Annotated in this window: 17 protein-coding genes; 9 read left to right on the top strand and 8 right to left on the bottom strand. The window is 41.7% G+C overall.

Going from position 1 to position 20063, the window contains the following annotated elements:
- Positions 1-505: 505 nt before the first annotated feature.
- On the bottom strand, positions 506-3034 hold the full coding sequence (locus M8998_RS03990) for a tetratricopeptide repeat protein (protein ID WP_249990816.1): 2529 nt from the start codon (positions 3032-3034) through the stop codon (positions 506-508).
- Between the two features lie 519 nt (positions 3035-3553).
- On the opposite strand from M8998_RS03990, the gene M8998_RS03995 reads away from it, so the two are divergent.
- Positions 3554-4951 carry an NAD-dependent succinate-semialdehyde dehydrogenase gene (locus tag M8998_RS03995; RefSeq protein WP_249990818.1) on the top strand — a complete coding sequence of 466 codons (1398 nt, stop codon included), beginning with the start codon at positions 3554-3556 and terminating at the stop codon, positions 4949-4951.
- A 103-nt stretch (positions 4952-5054) separates the two neighbouring features.
- Here the strand turns inward: M8998_RS03995 and M8998_RS04000 are convergent, their stop codons facing one another.
- Positions 5055-5366, bottom strand: a complete 312-nt coding sequence (locus M8998_RS04000) for a winged helix-turn-helix transcriptional regulator (protein WP_249990820.1) — start codon at positions 5364-5366, stop codon at positions 5055-5057.
- A 142-nt stretch (positions 5367-5508) separates the two neighbouring features.
- Between M8998_RS04000 and M8998_RS04005 the strand changes: the two genes are divergently transcribed.
- Positions 5509-6111: a nitroreductase family protein gene (locus M8998_RS04005; RefSeq protein WP_249990822.1), complete on the top strand. Its 603-nt coding sequence runs from the start codon at positions 5509-5511 to the stop codon at positions 6109-6111.
- A 121-nt stretch (positions 6112-6232) separates the two neighbouring features.
- Here the strand turns inward: M8998_RS04005 and M8998_RS04010 are convergent, their stop codons facing one another.
- Positions 6233-6472 carry a winged helix-turn-helix transcriptional regulator gene (locus M8998_RS04010; RefSeq protein WP_349665646.1) on the bottom strand — a complete coding sequence of 80 codons (240 nt, stop codon included), beginning with the start codon at positions 6470-6472 and terminating at the stop codon, positions 6233-6235.
- Between M8998_RS04010 and M8998_RS04015 the strand changes: the two genes are divergently transcribed.
- From M8998_RS04015 to M8998_RS04025, 3 genes are all read left to right on the top strand, one after another.
- On the top strand, positions 6473-6682 hold the full coding sequence (locus tag M8998_RS04015) for a serine hydrolase (RefSeq protein ID WP_249990823.1): 210 nt from the start codon (positions 6473-6475) through the stop codon (positions 6680-6682). It begins immediately after the preceding gene.
- 658 nt (positions 6683-7340) lie between these two features.
- Complete coding sequence (locus M8998_RS04020; protein WP_249990825.1) at positions 7341-9542, top strand: TonB-dependent receptor; 2202 nt, start codon at positions 7341-7343, stop codon at positions 9540-9542.
- 28 nt (positions 9543-9570) lie between these two features.
- Positions 9571-11883, top strand: coding sequence for a glycoside hydrolase family 3 protein (locus M8998_RS04025; RefSeq protein ID WP_249990827.1), 2313 nt, complete (start codon positions 9571-9573; stop codon positions 11881-11883).
- A 321-nt stretch (positions 11884-12204) separates the two neighbouring features.
- Here the strand turns inward: M8998_RS04025 and M8998_RS04030 are convergent, their stop codons facing one another.
- From M8998_RS04030 to M8998_RS04050, 5 genes are all read right to left on the bottom strand, one after another.
- Entirely contained in the window at positions 12205-13419 is a 1215-nt protein-coding gene (locus tag M8998_RS04030; RefSeq protein ID WP_249990829.1) for an enolase C-terminal domain-like protein, read from the bottom strand.
- A 311-nt stretch (positions 13420-13730) separates the two neighbouring features.
- Positions 13731-14240, bottom strand: coding sequence for a 2'-5' RNA ligase family protein (locus M8998_RS04035; RefSeq protein ID WP_249990831.1), 510 nt, complete (start codon positions 14238-14240; stop codon positions 13731-13733).
- Complete coding sequence (locus tag M8998_RS04040) at positions 14216-14359, bottom strand: DUF2256 domain-containing protein (protein ID WP_249990832.1); 144 nt, start codon at positions 14357-14359, stop codon at positions 14216-14218. The genes M8998_RS04035 and M8998_RS04040 overlap by 25 nt, the downstream gene beginning before the upstream one ends.
- Positions 14346-14831, bottom strand: coding sequence for a DUF4385 domain-containing protein (locus M8998_RS04045; RefSeq protein ID WP_249990834.1), 486 nt, complete (start codon positions 14829-14831; stop codon positions 14346-14348). Before M8998_RS04045 ends, M8998_RS04040 begins: the two co-directional genes overlap by 14 nt.
- A 32-nt stretch (positions 14832-14863) precedes the next feature.
- Positions 14864-15109 carry a DUF3253 domain-containing protein gene (locus tag M8998_RS04050; RefSeq protein ID WP_249990836.1) on the bottom strand — a complete coding sequence of 82 codons (246 nt, stop codon included), beginning with the start codon at positions 15107-15109 and terminating at the stop codon, positions 14864-14866.
- A 294-nt stretch (positions 15110-15403) separates the two neighbouring features.
- Here M8998_RS04050 and M8998_RS04055 point away from each other — a divergent pair, with 294 nt between their 5' ends.
- The 4 genes from M8998_RS04055 to M8998_RS04070 all read left to right on the top strand — a co-directional run bounded on the left by M8998_RS04055 (position 15404) and on the right by M8998_RS04070 (position 19951).
- Positions 15404-16516, top strand: coding sequence for a Gfo/Idh/MocA family protein (locus M8998_RS04055; RefSeq protein ID WP_249990837.1), 1113 nt, complete (start codon positions 15404-15406; stop codon positions 16514-16516).
- Positions 16517-16644: 128 nt separating this feature from the next.
- Positions 16645-17649 (top strand): aldo/keto reductase, encoded by a 1005-nt coding sequence (locus M8998_RS04060; protein WP_249990839.1) that lies wholly within the window; start codon positions 16645-16647, stop codon positions 17647-17649.
- Positions 17650-17657: 8 nt separating this feature from the next.
- Complete coding sequence (locus M8998_RS04065) at positions 17658-18545, top strand: helix-turn-helix domain-containing protein (protein ID WP_249990841.1); 888 nt, start codon at positions 17658-17660, stop codon at positions 18543-18545.
- A gap of 134 nt (positions 18546-18679) precedes the next feature.
- Positions 18680-19951 carry a glutaminase gene (locus M8998_RS04070; RefSeq protein WP_249990842.1) on the top strand — a complete coding sequence of 424 codons (1272 nt, stop codon included), beginning with the start codon at positions 18680-18682 and terminating at the stop codon, positions 19949-19951.
- Positions 19952-20063 lie beyond the last annotated feature (112 nt).

The following is a 20063-nucleotide window of genomic DNA, read 5'->3' on the forward strand; positions in this document are numbered from 1 at the left end:
TTGACAATCTTACTCTATTCGACGCGAAACTCGGATTAAAACATTCGACATAATTTTTCCCACTAAAAATCAAAAACTTAAAAATTAAAAAGGAGATCTAGGTCAGCCCTTATTGACAATAGACAATATGATTTCAGTAAATATTTAAGTAGGTTCTTGATTTTTAATGCTAACGTTTTATAGATTACAAGCTATTTGCGATTGCTGTGTGCTTATATCCACTACCACTTTCTTAATCGACATAGGCTGATTTCATTAAATAAATGTTGCTATCTCAAATAATTTTCGGTATTATCATTTGATGAGTCTATAGGTACAAATACAGCCTTCATCGCAATTTTATGAGTTTAGTATTGAAGTGTTGGAATCTGAAATTCTCGCATCAACTGTCCCTCTGACACTGTACCATTCTTCGAAATTAGCCTCGCATTTTTCGAAGCTTACAGAAAGATTGTTATCCCCTAAGTTTCCAAGCTTAGAATCATCGGCATCATCCTTCCTGCGCCTACTTTTTCAATTTCTGCAGACGCTCTTTAGCGGAAGGTACAATATCGTCATCCTCTGTATAGTTCTCGATCACACTTTCTAATGTACTTCTCGCCTGTAGCGTATTGCCTTTGCGCGCATACGTATCTGCGAGCAGAATGAAGCTCTTCGCCACCCAGTATTCCTGTGAATCCATATTCTCGATGACATCAAAAGCCGACTTCTCTGCCTTATCATACTGTTTATCTTCATATTGCTTTAGCCCAACCAGATACCTCGCCTCTGCGCTGGCTGCCGATTGGCTTTTCTGAGCCGCCAAGTTTAGTTCTTTCATGGCGGACTCCTTATCTCCGCTTTTTTGCTTTGCCTTTGCGGTATACAAGTGCGCCATCGCGAGTTCGTCGTCCGTTGCCCGATTATAATTATTGATCAATTTTACATACTTATTCATCTGCTCGAAATCACCGATTTCGTAATAACACAACATTAAATTAGTAACCGCGTAGCCGTATTTATCTTTGTAATCTGTATTCAATTCCAGTTTTTTGAGGTGTACAATGGCCTCGTTGTATTGCTTTAGGCTTAAATATAACGCCGCTACCGTAACCAGCGTGTTCTTTGTATACGGACTGGTCCAGGTATTTAGAATCATATTCAAGTCATGCAACGCCTCCTCTGGGTGTCCAGTATGGTATAAACTCACCCCCCGGATATACCGAGCATGCTTATCTTGCCTAGGTTTCGGAAATTGATCAAAATAGGCATTGATTGCCTCCACCGCCGCTGCATATTGCCCTCTGGAGAATAAAGTATTGCCCGCTTGAAAAGCTAAATTATCCAGCTCTGAGGCACTAAGATCCCTAACATTCGTACTTGTGGCATACCGAATGTAACTTGTGGCGTCGCCCTGATCCAGATAAATGTTCTCAATAGAATGTAGTGCTTGTGCTGCTTCCCCAGTGGTGGCGTAATCCTTCACCACCTTTTCAAAGGTGGCTAAGGCCGCTTGGTTGTCATTTTTAGTATACTGCACTAGTCCAATAGTCATCAATGCTCTGGGAACATAGCTACTTCGAGGGTATTTTTTTATCATCTTTTGCAAGCCGTCTATAGCCGCATCATAATCTCCTGACGTGAAATACATGTACGGGATCTCAAAGGCGACATCGTCTGCGTAGTTAGAATTTGGAAACCGCTCCACCACCGCCCGTAGCGTCTTTAATTTAGCTTCCTTGTCGCCCTGTAAGCCTTGAATAATCCCTTGCTGAAACAAGGCATAATCCTGATTGGGGGCTTTCTCCCTGATGAGCTGATTGTAGTAATCCTTGGCTTTACCATAATTGCGCATCGAAAGATACGAGTCGCCTAAACGAGCCATGACATCGTACTGTATATTTTTATCCGACAAACTTTCTTCAGACGCCAAGTAACGTTCAAAATGTTCGGATGCCATATTATATCTGTTGATTCGAAATGCGGCGTAGGCCAAGGCATAATTGGCGTAATTGTACACGGATGTTTGTCGCGCGGCGGGCAGTCGGAGAAATCGCGAAAAGTTTTCTACCGCCTCTCCGTACTTGCGCACTTCATACATGGCTTCCGCTTTCCAATAGATCGCCAGGGCAGCCATTTCCTCATCAAAAGGAAATTTTTCCGACCTCATGAACATGGATATGCTATTCTCAAATGCCCGTTCGTTATAGAATTCCCATCCCCGGTAATACGTTATTTTTTGATAAACCCTATCCGCTTCACGGTCTCTATCCTGGAATGATTCCAGAAAATATACCGCTGCCTGAAAATTGCTTGTACCGGATAAGACGTCTGCCAGTCGCATTTCTACCGTTTCTGCTTTTTCTGCATCGGTGTAATGACCTGGATATTTTAGTGCGATAAACTCACGTAGCGGCTGTATAGAATTTTGGACAGAGTCCAATTCACATAAGACTTTTCCATAATTGAACAAGGCATCTACTTTTAATTCCTGATCATAATTTAATCTGGATGCTTTGTAAAAGGCGTTCCTTGCCCGGCTCTTATCGCCAGTTTGTACGGCAATATGACCTAAAGCAATTAATGAGCTTTGGTAAAACGCATCTAATGGCTCCACCTTCTCCAAAATGGACTTCGATCGTTCGAACTCCCCTGCGCGATAAGCCAGAATACCGATACGGTTATTATCGATATTGCTACCCTTCGCGTTCGGATACTTTTGCGGTAAAGGCATGTGATAAGCCTCTTTATACCTGTTCTTCTGAAAATACATAGCTGCAGCCGTTTGCCGCATTTCCGCCTCCAGCGCTTTCCGGTCGATTTTCATATCCGGAGTCCGACGGATTTTTACCGCATCGGCCAACATTGGGCGATAATCACGCACCACCGTGATCGAATCCATCATGGATGTTCCCGTTTCATTCCTTTCAGTTTGCCGACTCTCCTCTTGATTTTTTACTCCTTCCTGTGCGTATGCCGCAATTAACAGGAATGAAAAGACTCCGGTAAATATATTTCTAAGGCCATGGTAGTACATCCTTTTTCTTCCTGTCATTTTTATTGTGTATTTCTAAATTATCTTAAATCTTGGTTTGATGGAGCAAAAATAACAATTGTACATCTATACCTCCATTATATGTTATCCCTAAACCTATCAAATTCCATGCGCAATTAGTAAAACTTGGGTAAATATTCTGGTAAAGTCCACCAATGGCTTAGGCTCAATATTCTTGTTGTAGCTGTTATGTGGTTTTGAGGAATCTAGCGGTCAACAGAAAAGAAACTTCTCTGCTTCTCGTAAAAACTGGTCAGATCTGGCGAATAACATGTAAAACTGCTTTTCCAAGCATTGAAAATAAGGCTCATTTACCCACGAAGTATCATCGGCATCGAACGCTATTGTTTTTATAGCATTTTTCATTTATTTGTTATTAACACAAAAAATTAACCCGTGTCAAGCAAAAGTCAACATCCATTAAATACCAAACCGCATCTGCAATTTGTATGTTGTTACTATACACGAGAGCAAATCTGCTCCAGCAATTAAAGTAGTAAATCAACAACAAACTATACAATGAGCAAGTCAACATTCAAAATTACCAACCCCTACACCGAACAGATAGAAAAAGAGTATCCATATCATACTGTAGAAGACTCTTTACAAATGCTGGATAAGGCTCACGAGGCATTTCATAGCGTTTGGAAGAATAAAGAAGTATCTGATCGGGAGAAATTCTTGATAAAAGCGGCCGACATACTGCAGAGCCGCAAAGCGGAAATAGCTAAACTGGCCGGTATCGAAATGGGAAAACCCCTCACATCGAGTGAATCGGAAATAGATTATTGTATTCAGATACTGAAATATTATGGAGAGAATTCCGCTCGATTCTTGAAAAACCAGTCTGTGCCTGAAATTGAACACGGGGAAGCTTATTTGACCCATGAACCACTTGGTGTACTCCTGTCGGTACAGCCTTGGAATTTTCCATTCTCACAATTAATTCGCTTTGCCGCACCGAATATTGCTGCTGGAAATACTGTGCTTATGAAGCCAACTACATCTGTCTATCAATGTGCATTGGCAATACAGAAAGTTTTCGACGACGCCGGACTCCCAGATGGGGTTTATAATACATTTGTTATTGATACCGACGAAATCGAAGCCCTAGTTTCAAACAAGCGCGTTCGAGGAGTTATGTTAACGGGAAGTGAAAAAGCTGGCGCAAGTATCGCTGCCTTAGCAGGAAAATACATCAAAAAATCAGTCTTGGAGTTAGGAGGATCAGATCCCTTCATAGTATTGGAAAATGCTGACTTGGACAAAGCAACGAAAGGTATTATCCAAGGAAGACTTGAAAATTCAGGCCAAGTGTGTACATCATCGAAACGTATTATCGTCGTGGAATCGGTGTACGAAGAAATTAAAGAAAAGGTGAAAGAGGCTATTGCGAAGGTAAAAATTGGCGACCCCTTGGATCCAGAGACTGAATTTGGCCCGATGAGTTCTGAGGCGCAAATGGATACGGTATTAAAGCAAATCAAACAAACAAAGGAGAACGGAGGAACTTTAATAAGTGGCGGCACAAGACTTGATCAAACGGGATTTTTCATAGCGCCCACTTTGTTCAGCGATGTGAAGAAAGGACAGCCGGCTTATGATGAAGAAATATTTGGCCCAGTAATATCCCTTATCAAAGTGAAAGATGACGAGGAAGCTGTCAAAGTAGCGAACGACAGTCACTTTGGACTGGGATCTACGATTTTCTGTGAAGATATTTCTCATGCTAAGCAGATCGCAAAGCAAATAGATGCAGGAATGGTGTTTATTAATAGACCTACCACCTCATCACCGCAGCTTCCGTTCGGAGGTGTTAAAAACTCTGGATATGGTCGGGAATTATCTTGGCTAGCCCTCACAGAATTTTCTAATCAAAAGCTAGTCCGTGTTTCCAATATCGATGCAGATTATTAAAACCCTCTGCTGAAATGCTTATAGATCCGTTTTGATAAAACAAAACGGATCTATAAGCTTATTTAAATTTCACACACCATACTCACTAACACGATTGCTAGCATCAGTGCTCGGTCTCTTTTATCACCTTCACACGCCTATCATTTTTAGCAGTTTCTTTTCCCCATTGGGAAATAGATTGAAGAAGCGGAATGAGCGTTTTTCCAAAATCTGTCAATTCGTAATCCACTTTCAACGGTGGTTTGCTCGCGTGAACGGTTCGCTTAACCAAACCATCTTCTTCCATCTCCTTTAATTGCAAGCTCAACGTACGTTCCGTGATAACTGGGCATGCTTTTCTTAATTCATTATAACGCTTTTTTTCCATTAAATGAATAAGGATAACAGTTTTCCATTTACCACCTATATACTTCATTGTCAAGCTTGTACCACAAGGATATTGCTTATCATCTATACTATACATCTGTTACTATCAACTTTGACCGTTATTGCAAAGATACATCACTATACTTATGTTTGCAACAATAAAAAGTATAGTTTATTTAAATAAGGATAAAATGAGTTTTTTAAGTTTAGCAAAGAGCAGGTACACCACGAAATCATATAATGAACACAAAAAGATTTCAAAAGAAACAATTCATAAATTAAAAGAAATCATCCGGTTAAGCCCGTCGTCTATTAACAGCCAGCCCTGGAAATTTACCTTTGTTTCTGAAGGAAGTGTAAAACAAGAATTGGCAACCGCCTCCTATTGGAACGCGCAAAAAATCAACGAAGCAAGTCACGTCGTAGTTTTTAGCGCAATCGATGATATTGAAAAATTTGAGAAGCAGATTAACGAATATCTGGCCGAAGGATCGTTAAACTATTATAATCAGTTTGTAAAAGCCAAAGGAGAAGCAGAGATTAAATCTTGGCTGCAACATCAAGTTTACCTTTCTTTAGGATTTTTCCTCGCTGCTTGCGCCAGTATGGATATAGACAGTACACCCATGGAAGGTATTCAACATCTGGAATACGACAGAATTTTGGGATTAACCGGCTATAAGACGCTATTTGCGGTGGCTATTGGTTATCGAAATATGGAAGACACTAATCAACCATCCTTTAATCCAAAATTACGTCTGCCAACGGAACAGGTTATTCTATCGGTTGAATAAAGAGAAAATGGAAGATGGGTTTTTACTTATCGGAAAGAATGTCTGCTAACTGAGCCGCGACTAAAACAGACATCCAAGTTCAGTCCGTTTGCTATTCAGCTTGTTAAGCGACGTGAAAGGGTTAGATAGAGATAATTTGCTTATGCTTTATCCCCCAATCTTCCAGCTGTTCCAATATCGGAATAAGCTGAATGGCACTTTCCGTTAATTCGTATTCCACACGTGGCGGCACTTCCGCATATACGGTACGGATGATGAGCTTGTTCTCTTCCATTTTCCGAAGTTGTAGCGTGAGCATGCGTTCTGTAATATTAGGAATTCGCTTTTTTAATTCGCCGAAGCGAAGTTTTCCTTTTGCCAAGTGACAACTATTCGAGATTTATTACGCCACTCATCGGGCTTAAGCTATCCAATAATATCGAATGATAGTAGAATGCGGGCAATCTATGAAAAGGCAGGAATAGTTACGGGTATCGGTAATAAGGGCACACCGACGCAAATAATAGAGCTACTCGCTAAACAACCCCTATTGCACGAGCCCAATACCGCTTTCACCTATGGCCTGAATTAGGCACCTTTTCTCGGGGAGGTGCATTTAACACGCACTACTGGGTAGACCCCAAAGAAAACATCATTGGATTAATATTTACACAAGAATATTTCGCCGCCTCCTATAATGATCTAGTGACTGTCTATAAGAATGTTGTGTATGCCAATACAGATGGAGTGGATTAATTTTTTAAAAACTAAATAGCTGATATCCATTAAACCACACGCGTATATACGATTGCCAATACGCAAACTCCGCAGAAAATACCCGAGAAATGTTCTGCAAGTAAATATCATTATTCCATTCAGCCGTCAATTTTTACGGTCGTTTTACATGCTCTGTTTTACACCCACCATTTCCAGACAAACCTGCTCAAAACGGACGATCTATTATCGGAATCAACGCTAAAAATAGCGCACGATGCGTATGGGATAGTGTATTATTTACAATACAATTAAATAAATTAATAACTAATGTTTGTTAAAATAATTTAATTGCAATATAATTGATTTTAAGTAGCAATAATTTCTATTTATAAACCACGAGTAATTAATGTTTTCACAAAACGCATTAGTATTTCTATATCATTGCAAATAAGTGAAAGTAGTTAAAACCTTTATTTTATTTTTTGTTAATGATTCTATTCCCCAGTAAGTTAATTTGTTTTTCATGTCTTTTTATGTGTGTGTTATTAGCGTCAGCACAATCGGACACCACTACTATGCGAGATTCCTTGTTGACCAAGCGTATAATACAAAGCGCCACCATCAGCAAAGAAGATAATAACCGTAATGTATTATTAAATGCGGCCAATAACACGAGTCCACGTGATGTAAACATTGGCTTGCCCACTTCTGTGGGAGGAATTACAATTCTGGAAAATGACTTGCCTGTGGTGTATTTCTTTTGGCCAGAACTGCCCTCATCAACTTGGAGACCAGGCAATGGACTAAGCAAAACCGGCCTATTGCGTATGAATCAGCTATCCATGACTATGGGTGATCTCGGCTTCGCAGTTAATTCTTATTCTCAAACTGGCACCGAAAAATTTCAGCTGAAATCGACATTTTCAACGAGCCATTTTGGTTGGTTACAGGGAGATGTCAATATTTCCGGCCCTACCATCCTACCTGGGTGGTCGTATACCTTGGGGGCTATGCTAAACTATGACCCCAGCACATATAGGCTGGGTTTTGCACGCAATGTAGATGATACGCAGATTATACGTGCTGGCCTAACGAAGCGATTCAACAATGATAGAGGTCAGATATCTTTATTATATAAATATTCTAACTCCTATACACTGACTAATTTTGCGCCATTCGTGTACGAACCAGGAGGAAGAGTTACCGAATTAGAAAATTTCAGAATCGGCAGGGACTCCTATTTTGTGCGTGATGGCATGATCAGATTACATGATATCCGGACTGGGGTTACAGAATGGGAAAGCATCACTGGTAACAACGCTACCTCTCGCGCCAATAACATAGATGTGGTTGGAAATTATCTCTTGAATAACGACTGGAATTTTAAGTTCTCCGCGCGACTACATAGTTCCCGCGTAGCTCGAACGACTATTTTCCCAGTAGGCACCTTTGTAAGTACGGCTGCCGACGGATATCAGATTGCGGCGACCAACGATCCTTATGAAGGCAATATCAGTCGACAATTGGCGCTACATACCCCTACTACCCCCATTCTTTCTGCACAAGGTAGATTTTCGATCAGTAAAAAAATAGACAATCATGATCTGGATATAGGCATACTCCAACAGTATTATCATATAAACAACTACGTTTCCAATCGCTCATTTTTCAATCAAAGTATAGAACCACAGCCCCAACGACTTATTGGTCCGGAAACGGATACATATGGCTTCTACAATTACGATGTCGGCTCAGAATATCACAACGGGATAGAAAATAAACTCTCTCTGTATGCGAATGATGAATGGCAGGTAAATGATAAGTTGAAGATACTTTATGGCGTAATTATTCGAAATCACCGTATTTGGGGTGATTATGCCACGACACCTAGACGAACGGGATTTACTTTGGCCAATTCCAATTTTCAGGATATTCGGGAAAACTGGCTCCAGTATGGAGGAAGTGCGAATGTGGTATATAATCTTACCAGCAATGTGGGCTTAACATTTGACTTCCAATACAACGAAGAAAACAGAACATTAGAGGCATTCTCGCTCGCAGAACATCCTCGCACAAACAAAATTAGAAGCCCTTTAGGTGCACTAGGTGTATTTTATAACAACAATTTCTTGCAGCTACTATCACAGACAACGTTTCTGCGACGCAACGATTATCTGGCACGCCTTAATTTGGTAAACCCAACCGATCAGACCGACGTACAAGCTAGCACCGTATTTTACGATATTGAAACGTTGGGTTGGACGACAGATTTGTTATTTAAGCCATTCGAAGGATTCTCCCTTCATTATCTTATCACACTGCAAAACCCGATTTACAAGAATTTTACCTTCGATGCTTTCGATACCAGCTATGACTACACGAACAATAATGTTATGGGAGTCTCGAAGGTATTGATGGAAATAGACCCCGCCTATACCATCAAAAAATGGAAACTGTGGGCGAGTTTTCGCTATTTCAGCGATCAATACGCAAACTTAACTAACGTACTCTATTTTGCTCCGCGATGGGAAACGTTTGGTGGAGTAAACTACACCGTAAACAAGAGATTAAATATCGGCGTGAACGTCGTGAACTTCTTTAACCAAAGAGGACCAAGTGGAATTATCAATGGCGCAGAACTTATCACTGACGCTACGCTTTATTATGGAAGGTTGCTGACTGGTTCTTACATGATGCCCTTTACCGTTCAATCAAAAATATCGTACAATTTTTAACACCTAATATGTGATAACACAAATGAATATGAAGAATACATGCCTAATTACCGCGCTGACACTCGCTTCACTATGCCACGACAGCTGGGCGCAAGACATCGTCTATATCAAAAATCAGCAAGGACCTGTGTTAGGATATAGCACATCATCTGGCGTTAAGCTATTACAGGTAGATGGATTATCGTTCAAAGATTTAAACCGGAATGGAAAGCTGGATATTTACGAAGACTGGCGGCTTCCAGCAGAGGAGCGTGCACGGGATTTAGCCTCGCAAATGAGCGTCGCCCAGATTGCTGGATTAATGTTGTACAGTCCTCATCAAGCCATCCCGTCAACACTTGGATTCGTCCCATCTACCTATGGCGGAAAGAGTTTTGCCGAGAGTGGTGCAGATCCAGCCGAACTAACCGACCAACAGCAAAAATTTTTGCGAGAAGATCATCTTCGACATGTGTTGATTACCAAAGTACAAACTCCGGAAATCGCCGCTAGATGGACCAATACTCTACAAGCCTATGTGGAATCTCTTCCGCTAGGTATTCCGGCGAATAATAGTTCCGATCCTCGACACGCCGCCAGCGCAAATGCGGAATTTAACGAAGGGGCTGGCGGTAATATATCCATATGGCCTGATGGCTTGGCGCTCGGCGCTACCTTCGATCCAAACATCGTTAAGCGATTTGGAGAGGTAGCCTCCATAGAATACCGCGCACTCGGCATTACAACAGCACTGTCACCACAGATAGATCTGGCGACGGAACCGCGATGGTATCGTGCAGCCTATGCGTTCAGTGAAAGTCCGGAGCTAACCACCGACATGGGACGAGCCTACATAGATGGTTTCCAAACCTCAACAGAAACGCATGGAAATGCGCCCGGCTGGGGCATAAAAAGTGTTAACGCCATGGTCAAACACTGGCCGGGAGGTGGCGCAGAAGAGGCTGGCCGCGATGCACACTGGGCTATGGGAAAGTTCGCCATATTTCCAGGGAAGAATTTTCAAGCACACCTTAAGCCTTTTACAGAAGGCGCATTAAAACTAGCGGGAGGAACAGAGCAAGCCTCGGCCATTATGCCTTACTATACGATAAGCTATGGTCAGGATTCTGTATATGGCGAAAACGTAGGCAATGCGTTTAGCAAATACATCATTAACGATCTTCTAAGAGACACATATGGCTATGATGGTGTCGTATGTACCGATTGGGGTGTTACTGCGGATGAAGGACGGACACCGAGTAGTTTTGCAGGAAAGCCCTGGGGTGTAGAACAACTTACTATAACGCAAAGACACTATATGGCGATCCAAGCTGGCGTTGACCAGTTTGGTGGTAATCAAGATAGTGCGCCTATTCTAGAGGCCTATCAACTTGGTATCAAAGATTATGGGGAGAAACAGATGCGGGAGCGATTCGAAAAATCAGCCGTACGTCTCTTAAAAAACATCGTTAGAACGGGGCTGTTCGAAAATCCATATGTTGATCCGGAAAAAACGAAGTCTCTTGTAGGGGCTGCAGAACTTGTAAAAGAAGGGTATGAAGCGCAAATCAAATCTATTGTCATGCTAAAAAACCAAAATAATACCTTGCCAATACGCGATAAGCAAACAGTATATATTCCTAAAAGCTACCAATCGGGATCTTTTGATTGGTGGGGCGTCTATAAAGAATCCCGTCTGGATTACCCAGTAGATCTAGATGTAGTGCGTGAATACTACCACGTAACCAATAATCCTACCGAGGCCGACTTTTCCATTGTTTTCATTTCCAGTCCTGCTAGTCCCGAAGGTGGTTATAGTAATCTGGATGTACAACGTGGCGGTACTGGCTATGTTCCCATATCGCTTCAATATAGAGGTTATACGGCCACGAAAGCTCGCGAACAAAGCATCGCAGCGGGCGATCCCCTTATTGCGCCCGAAGTGACCAATCGAAGCTATCAACATAAATTTCAAACGGCATCGAACTGGACGGATTTGCAAACAATTGAAAACACCCGACGAGCTATGGGAGACAAACCTGTTATCGTGGCTGTAGTTACTTCCAAACCGATGATATTCAGTGAATTTGAAGATTTATCCAATAGTATATTGGTTAATTTCAATGTAAGTAATCGTGCTGTGTTGGATATTATTTCCGGGAAATACGAGCCGTCAGGGCTATTGCCCATACAGATGCCAAAAAATATGGATACTGTTGAACAGCAATTGGAAGACGTGCCTTTCGATATGGAACCCTATCAAGACAGTGCAGAAAATCTATATGATTTTGGATTTGGACTTAACTGGAAAGGCGTTATAAAAGATAGTCGATACCAGAAGTATCGGCATGATAAGAAGTAATGATTTCCATGATATCGTAAGAAGGTCGACGGTAGCCTGCTATCGACTTTTTCACCTAAATTATCTCGTTCCGAAACTGACCCGTAATTAGGCTTACGACAGTACAGACTGGTACAAGGTTGGTCGAAAGAAAATAGCATTAGCCGTCTTGTTAATCATTGAGTTGACCAATACAGAGGAACAGATTGGAAACAGTGGGAGCCCATATTTGGGTTTTCTAAACAAACTCTGATGAGGTCACGCGGTTAATAAGCCTGTTCTAAACAAGCATTGAAGAAACATCATTGGATGAGCCACGAAGGCGGCTCATCCAAAAAAATACTATACCTCTTTTAATAATCGCATACCGAAGCCCGGCAAAGCCGGCGGAATGAGTTTTCCATCCTTCAATTGATAACCTGAAAGATCCACATCTTCTGATGTGCTGGATACACCTTCGATGGTGATTACATTGCCCAAGCCACCTGCAAGATGTGCCGTATAATACGATTTTAATAGCGAACCCCAGGCATGTGGTGAAGAGTGTGTATTTGTCTTCTTTAATTCAGTTATTAGCTTTCGCCAATTCGTAAATCCTAGCTCTTCAATATCGGTCAAATGTACATCGAGCAATTTTTTATCGATTAATTTCTGCAGAAATTGTTGATCTGCATCAGCTTCTCCATCGGCGAGTAAAGGCGTAAGACCTTGACTATTTAGGTAATTCCTCAGTTTTTCATATTGAGGAATAGTTTCATGAAAAGGCTCTTCAATCCAAAATAATTTGACGCCCGCAATGCCATCCAAATATTGAATAAATTCATCAACTGAAAACCCATTATTTCCATCCACTAGTATACCGCAATCCGGAAATGCGCTGGCCACTTGCTTGGTTATTTCTATATCGCGTGCCAGCCCTTGTTTGAAAGGCATCCAACGGTGGCCGCGACCGATCTTCAATTTGAACTGTCGATAACCTAGATCGTAATCGTAGCGACATTCTTCCAAAATCTTGTCAATGCCACCAGGCTGATGTGTAGGTTCTAAATCGTCGAAGTAAATCATCCCGCTGTAACAATCCGTAATGATAGGTTCAGGCTGTCCTAAAAGTGCATATACTGGTTTATTCAGAATCACCCCCGCGAGATCATGCATAGCGATATCAAATGCAATATGATTAGGATCTTTAATACCTGCTGCAACCGTAAACAGTTCTGAAACCTTCTTTCCTACCACTTGAGCGCGAAGTTTTTCTGCATCGCGTTGACTTCCGCGTAATGAGCCCCAGCCCATGGCTCCTTGCTTGGTATCTATCCTGCAAATATCGACTCGCGGACCATAGCCATGTAAATCCAATCGGGCATTTTTACCGACAAGCCTTGGGTATTGCAACCGCACACTCGAAAATCGGATTTCCTGAATGGTATGATGAGATAGATCCTCATCAGCCTGAACAATTGCACTGTCAAATAGTGGTTCACTCAAGGCATTTTGCCCAAGTAATGTGGTCGATAAAGCCCCAATACCTAGGGCTTGCAAAAAATTGCTGCGTTTCATCTTTTAGCGTTTATAGGTAGCGACACTTTTGTGCCATTAATTTATCGAAGTCCAGTTTGATTATACTAAAGATTTATATAGCTATAACGATTTATCTACACGCGCCTTCGCTATAAATATGTGCCTTTCAGGGCATCAAATGATGTAAAGAAACTGGGCTTACTGTTTATAATTGGTAGTAAATATACCATTTTTCACTACCCCGAGGTAGGAAAAATCAATAAATTAATTGTATTTCAATCTAATCTGCCAACTAGGTTTTTATGCGGATTGAATAGCTTCTGCTTTATAAAATGAAGATATCGTATGGTTTATGTACCAAAATCAAATCTTTCCTGGTGGGCCCAGGGGCCACCTTGGTAAATCCAAAGATCCAAACCGGTGGCCGAAATATCAAATGGTGAAAAGCCCGCTTTCAATTCCTCAAGCAGTTGTTTAGAAGCCTGGGGTGTTACTTTATTCTGTACGGTGATATGTGGTCTAAAGCATTGCTTATCTTGAGGAATCAGATCATCTGCGAAAACATCACTTAGGTGTCGGTGTAGCTGTTGCAATACAGCGGATTCCACCTGATAGGCGACGCCAGCGCCCAAGTACATCAAATTAGTTACCGTCATTTTAAAGGAATCAAGTCTAAGTCCACGTAAAATTTCGAAGGTATAGGAAGCGTCCGAAAGTTGATGAAACAACGTTAAGTGTGCCTTTAGATAATTCCGCTCATTAGGAAAGTGCTTATCACGTAGCCCATCAAAATAGGCCTGACTAACTGCGTCCAAACGCAGTGTTAATATATAAATTATTTTACCTTCTGTTGCCTGCATCTTTGTGAACAATATTTAACTTCATGCCACACTTTTTCCCATTTCTTACGCCAGGTAAATGGCCTTCCGCAAGAGGCGCAATTTTTTTGGGGTAAATCGGCTTTCTTAACCCCTTTCATGCTTCCATTGCTTTTTCATGTCCGCGTATTTTTTATTCCCTTCGGCTTCTTTCCAACGTACATAGAATACATCCGCAGCGGCCGCTTTCTCCATATCACCCGTACCTCGTTCTAATAAAGCATACCCTTCTTTCTCATCGTATTTCTTACCACCCTTGTAATTTGCATAACGCCGTGCACGCGTATATCCCATCTGCAAATACTTGCGCGCCATATCTGCTCCGACAAAATCATCGGCTTTTAGATATTTCTGGAATAAATCAAAGATCTTATTACTGCTTTCCAAAGCAATGGCTTCCGTCTTAAACCTCCAGTATTGTCCTATCTCCGATTTATAGGGTTCACAAATTAACACGCCCTGCTCCCCTTTTCCCACACGATACTGCTGGGGGTTTGTACGATAATCAATGTCTGCCTTCCAGGGGTAGCGCTCTTTGTTGAAGTTTAAGTAGCTGGGCTGACGACTTTTCATAGCGAGGATGGTTATACTTTATTAACGACAGATCATCTGCTCTTGATACGGATCGGCCCCTTGATATGCGCTATGTCTACAGCTTCTCCATTTTGGGTAATGATCACCTTGCCTTGATGCTGCAATTCAATGGCCACTTCCACGATGTCTTTCATATACTTCCGCCAATCGTCTGGGTATAATACGCGCGCAATTTCCGATGGACAAATACTTTTCTCCGAACCGCGGGCGGTTGTCGCTGATAAAATCGCTTCAGAAATCTCCCGGTCAAGTTGCATAGAGCACTAACAATAAGAAAAGGCTATTGGTTTCGATTTTTCTCACACTACTGCTATTTCATGTAGCATCTAAAGTTGGCTATTGATCAAAAAACTATTTTTTTACTCCAGAATGGCTATCTGTTGATAGTAAACCGCTCTACGAGCGCTTTGCCAACTGTAATGAGCATGATGAAATGAGAGCAAGCATTTTCAATTATTATCTTCTCATACAAATAGAATTGTGTATTTTAATTCAAATTATACCACATTTTTAATCTGCAAAGAATTAAATCGCCATCAAACGTCACTAATATGAAGCAAAATCACGTCTCTATCATTCCTTTATATATAGCATTCATCTTAATTTTATTCCCTGCTGGGATGCGAGCCATTGCGCAGCAAAAATTGGATGTGGTTGTGGCTGGCTTAAGTCATGATCATGTTTATGAGATCATGAACAGGTATGAAAAAGGCGAGGTAAACATTATCGGCATCTCAGAAAGCAATACCGATCTAATTCATCGGTTTCAACAACGATACAAGCTCCATGATTCGCTATTCTATCATGATCTAGCGTCTCTTTTGAAAATGCGAAAACCAGACGTCGTATTAGCCTATAATGCAATAGATGATCATTTAGCAGTCGTGGAAGCAGCAGCGCCATTAGGAATATCTGTGATGGTAGAGAAACCACTAGCCACTACCGTCAAGCAGGCAGAGCGTATGGCAGAACTAGCCAGAAAGTACCAGATTCATGTATTGACCAACTATGAGACTACCTGGTATGCGAGTAATCAAGAAGCGTATACGAAAATCAAAGACAAGCAAGAAATTGGGAAGATCAGGAAGATGATTGTTCACGACGGGCATCAGGGACCTAAGGAAATCAACGTGAGTAAAGAATTTTTAAGTTGGCTGACTGATCCTGTAAAAAATGGTGGAGGTGCGCTTGTTGATTTTGGTTGTTATGGTGCGAATCTCATGACCTGGCTGATGGATGGGAAAGCACCTATAGCCGTCACAGCGGTGACCAGACAGCTCAAAAAGGAAGTGTATCCGCATGTGGATGATGATGCTACCATTCTTTTAGAATACCCGGAAGCAACGGGCATCATTGAAGCATCCTGGAACTGGCCTTTTTCTATTAAGGATATGGAAATATTTGGCCAAACAGGCTATATACAAGCCGTAAATCCAACAACCCTCAGAATAAAAGAGAAAGAAGGAGTACCTTACAAAGAAAGCCTTGCCACTCCCCTTCCAACGCATTCTAGTAATCACCTAAACTACCTTTCCGCATTATTGCACCATAATATTAAGCCAGAACGGGATTTATCGAGTTTAGAAAACAACCTCATTGTGGTGAAAATTTTAGAAGCTGCAAAAACCTCTGCAAAGACGGGTCGTCGTGTGTTGATAAAATAAGGAGTTTACTCTTTAACCGCTTGTTATTTACCTATTTCAGGTACAGCGATAGGCTATTTTCTTATTTTGATTACAAGCATCAGGGATTTGCATACATCCTCGCGCTTTCGCTTCGCGATCTTTGAATCATGGAAAAGAAACACATTGAATTGGGCAGTCAGGGTTTGGTTGTGCCAATGATCGGCTTGGGCTGTATGGGGATGACAGGATTTGAAGAGGGACATATGTATGGTCCTGCTGACGAGCAGGAAGCGATCGCCACCATTCATCACTCGTTGGAGTTGGGCGGCAACTTTTTGGATACCGCCGACCTATATGGTCCATTGAAAAATGAGCAGCTTATTGCGAAGGCAATTGCTGGTAAACGCGACCAGTATATTTTGGCTACCAAATTTGGCTGGGAAATCGATGACAGCAATAAGGTGACCTGGGCCATCAACGGCAAAAAGGACTATGTAAAGAAATCGTTAGAGCGATCCTTAAAGAATCTCCAAACCGACTTCATTGATCTGTATTACTTACACCGCTTAGATAAAAATACGCCCATCGAGGAAACCGTGGAAGCGATGGCCGAACTGGTAAAAGAAGGCAAAGTAGGTTATATCGGGCTTTCGGAAGTATCTTCAGAAACCGTGAAGCGAGCACATGCCGTACATCCGATTACTGCGGTACAAAGCGAGTATTCCTTGTTCGAAAGAACAGTCGAAGAACGTGGGGTATTAGCCACACTACAGGAATTGGGCATTGGCTTTGTCGCTTACTCACCACTGGGTCGCGGGTTTCTATCAGGACAGATTAAAAGCATCAATGACTTACCAGAAAATGATTTCCGCAGAGCAATTCCCCGTTTCCAAGGAGACATGTTTCAGAAAAATCTGGAATTAGTCCATTCGATAGAAAGCATGGCGAAAGAAAAGAGCATCACTTCTACGCAGCTGGCCTTGGCTTGGATAATGAGTAAGGGTATTGTACCGATTCCAGGAACGAAACGCAGAAAGTACGTAGAGCAAAACATCGCAGCCACTACCGTGGTATTAACCGAATCTGACCTTTCAAAACTGGAAAGCATTGTGCCGTTAGGTACCGACACGGGGGCTCCTTATGATGAGTTTAGTATGGGCTTAATTGATTAATTTTGTATATGAACGCAATTAACTCCATATCCGAATTTCATCGGTTGCTATCATTGCCCGAACCTCGCCATCCGCTGATAAGCGTGATCAACTTGGCAGAAAGTATTTTTTTAGAAGCAGAGGTTTGGAAGGGGTTTGTGAACCGATTTTATTGCGTCGCACTTAAGCGCGAAGTAAAAGGCAAGATCAAGTATGGGCAGCAGCATTACGATTATGATAAAGGGGTATTGAGCTTTACGGCACCCAATCAAGTGCAACAACTGGATCTGCAAAATATAGAATGCGGATCCGGTTATTTGCTCATCTTTCACCCAGATTTCCTATTGCAACACGCATTGGCAAATAGCATCCACCATTATGGTTTTTTCGATTATGCTGTAAATGAAGCATTGCATCTTTCTGCCGAGGAAGAGGGAGATTTGATCATGATCCTGCATAAAATTGATAAGGAATGTCAGCATATCGATAAGCATACCCAAGAAATCATGCTAACACAAATCGAAAGCCTATTGAAATATGCCAATCGTTTTTACGAGCGGCAGTTTTTGACGCGTAAGAACAATAATTCAGCGCTACTGAACAAATTTGAGCAAGTTATCGACGCCTACTTTAAGACTGACGTAAAGTCATTGCTCACCGTACACTATATGGCGGAGCAGATGAACCTCTCGCCCAACTACCTAAGCGATCTGCTTCGGGTACACACTGGGCAGAATACGCAGCAGCATATCCATGAAAAGTTGATAGCAAAAGCGAAAGAAAAACTATCTACTACTGATCTTTCGATCAGTGAAATCGCGTATTCTTTGGGTTTCGAGCACGCACAATCCTTTAGCGTGCTTTTTAAAAAGAAAACGAATGTATCACCGCTAGAATTTCGTCAGACATTTAACTAATTACTGGGCATTGTCCAAACCAGAGTCAGAGATTGCTGTTACATTAGCATGTATAGAAAGATTCTTTGGCGTAGATCTTATGGTTTCCCAACAGACCTCTAATTATACCTATCGACTATAAAACACTTTTTTTGATGAATACACCCGTTCCAGAATACCTTGCCGACCTGCTCCAGAATTGTAAAGCTGCACATGGCGGCGAATTGGCAGATTATATCCCAGAACTCGCTTCCGCTGATCCGAATAAACTCGCAGTAGCACTGACCACCCTAGATGGTTTGGTCTACAGCGCCGGAGACGACGATTATGAATTTAGCATTCAGTCGATTTCAAAAGCCTTTGCTTATGCTTATGTAATTGAAAAGCTAGGGCTCAAAGCTGTATTGGAAAAAGTGGGTGTAGAACCATCTGGCGAGGCGTTTAATGAGATCTCACTGGATCAAACAGATGACAAAGTAAAGCCAAAAAATCCGATGATTAATTCCGGGGCGATTACCATACACTCTTTAATTCCAACTACCGATAGCACCGACAGAGCAGAAACCATTCTTCGGTTTTTCAGTAAATTGGCCGGACGTGATTTATCTTTTGATATGGCCATTTACCAGTCGGAGAAAGATACGGCATTTCGAAATTTGTCCATTGGCTATTCGTTACGAAACCTGAATATTCTGGAAAGCGATCCTATCGAAATTGTAGAAAGTTATGTAAAACAGTGTTCCATAAAGGTTACCGTCAAAGATTTGGTGAATATGATTGGTGTGCTGGTCAATGGTGGCATTCTGCCTAAAACAGGAGAACGCATATTTAGTCATTTAACTGTCCGTCAGGTACTGACGGTGATGACCACCTGCGGAATGTATAATGCAGCTGGTGACTGGCTCGCTGCCGTAGGCATCCCTGCTAAAAGCGGTGTATCTGGCGGTATTATAGGTGTACTGCCCGGTCAGGTCGGCTTAGCGGTATTTGCACCGAAGTTGGATCGATATGGTAATTCTGTGCGAGGAATCGATATTATGCAACAAATGTCTAGCGATATGGGTCTACACTTATTGGAAGGTATTCCCTCATCGCGCGCTATCGTTAATGACGAAGACATTACAGAGGTTAAGCAAGATGTGAAGGTATATAAATTGCAGGGCGTTTTGCAGTTTTCAGAAGCCGAACGATTACTCCGTAAACTGCAAGATGAAGATCATGGTGATAATACGATCATATTTGATTTAAGTCATATCTCTTTAGTAAATGAGGTGGGGCGCCGCATGTTGCTTGACGGAATTGATCGGCTAAGAGCTGATGGGCATGATATCGCTTTAGTAGACCCCGAACACATCTTACCCGATGCTAAAACTAAGTTAAACTTTACCCCAAAAATCTATGAAGATTTAGCGGATATCTCCAAATAATTATCGGCTTTTGTAGATCATAGCAGCGCTATTAAGAATGTTTAGAACACATTATCTTTAGCCTGTTAAACTACATACTACTGGTGGTTTTTATCAACAGCATAAAACTTTG

The sequence above is a fragment of the Sphingobacterium sp. lm-10 genome, from assembly GCF_023554555.1.
In the GTDB taxonomy this organism is placed as follows: Bacteria; Bacteroidota; Bacteroidia; order Sphingobacteriales; family Sphingobacteriaceae; genus Sphingobacterium.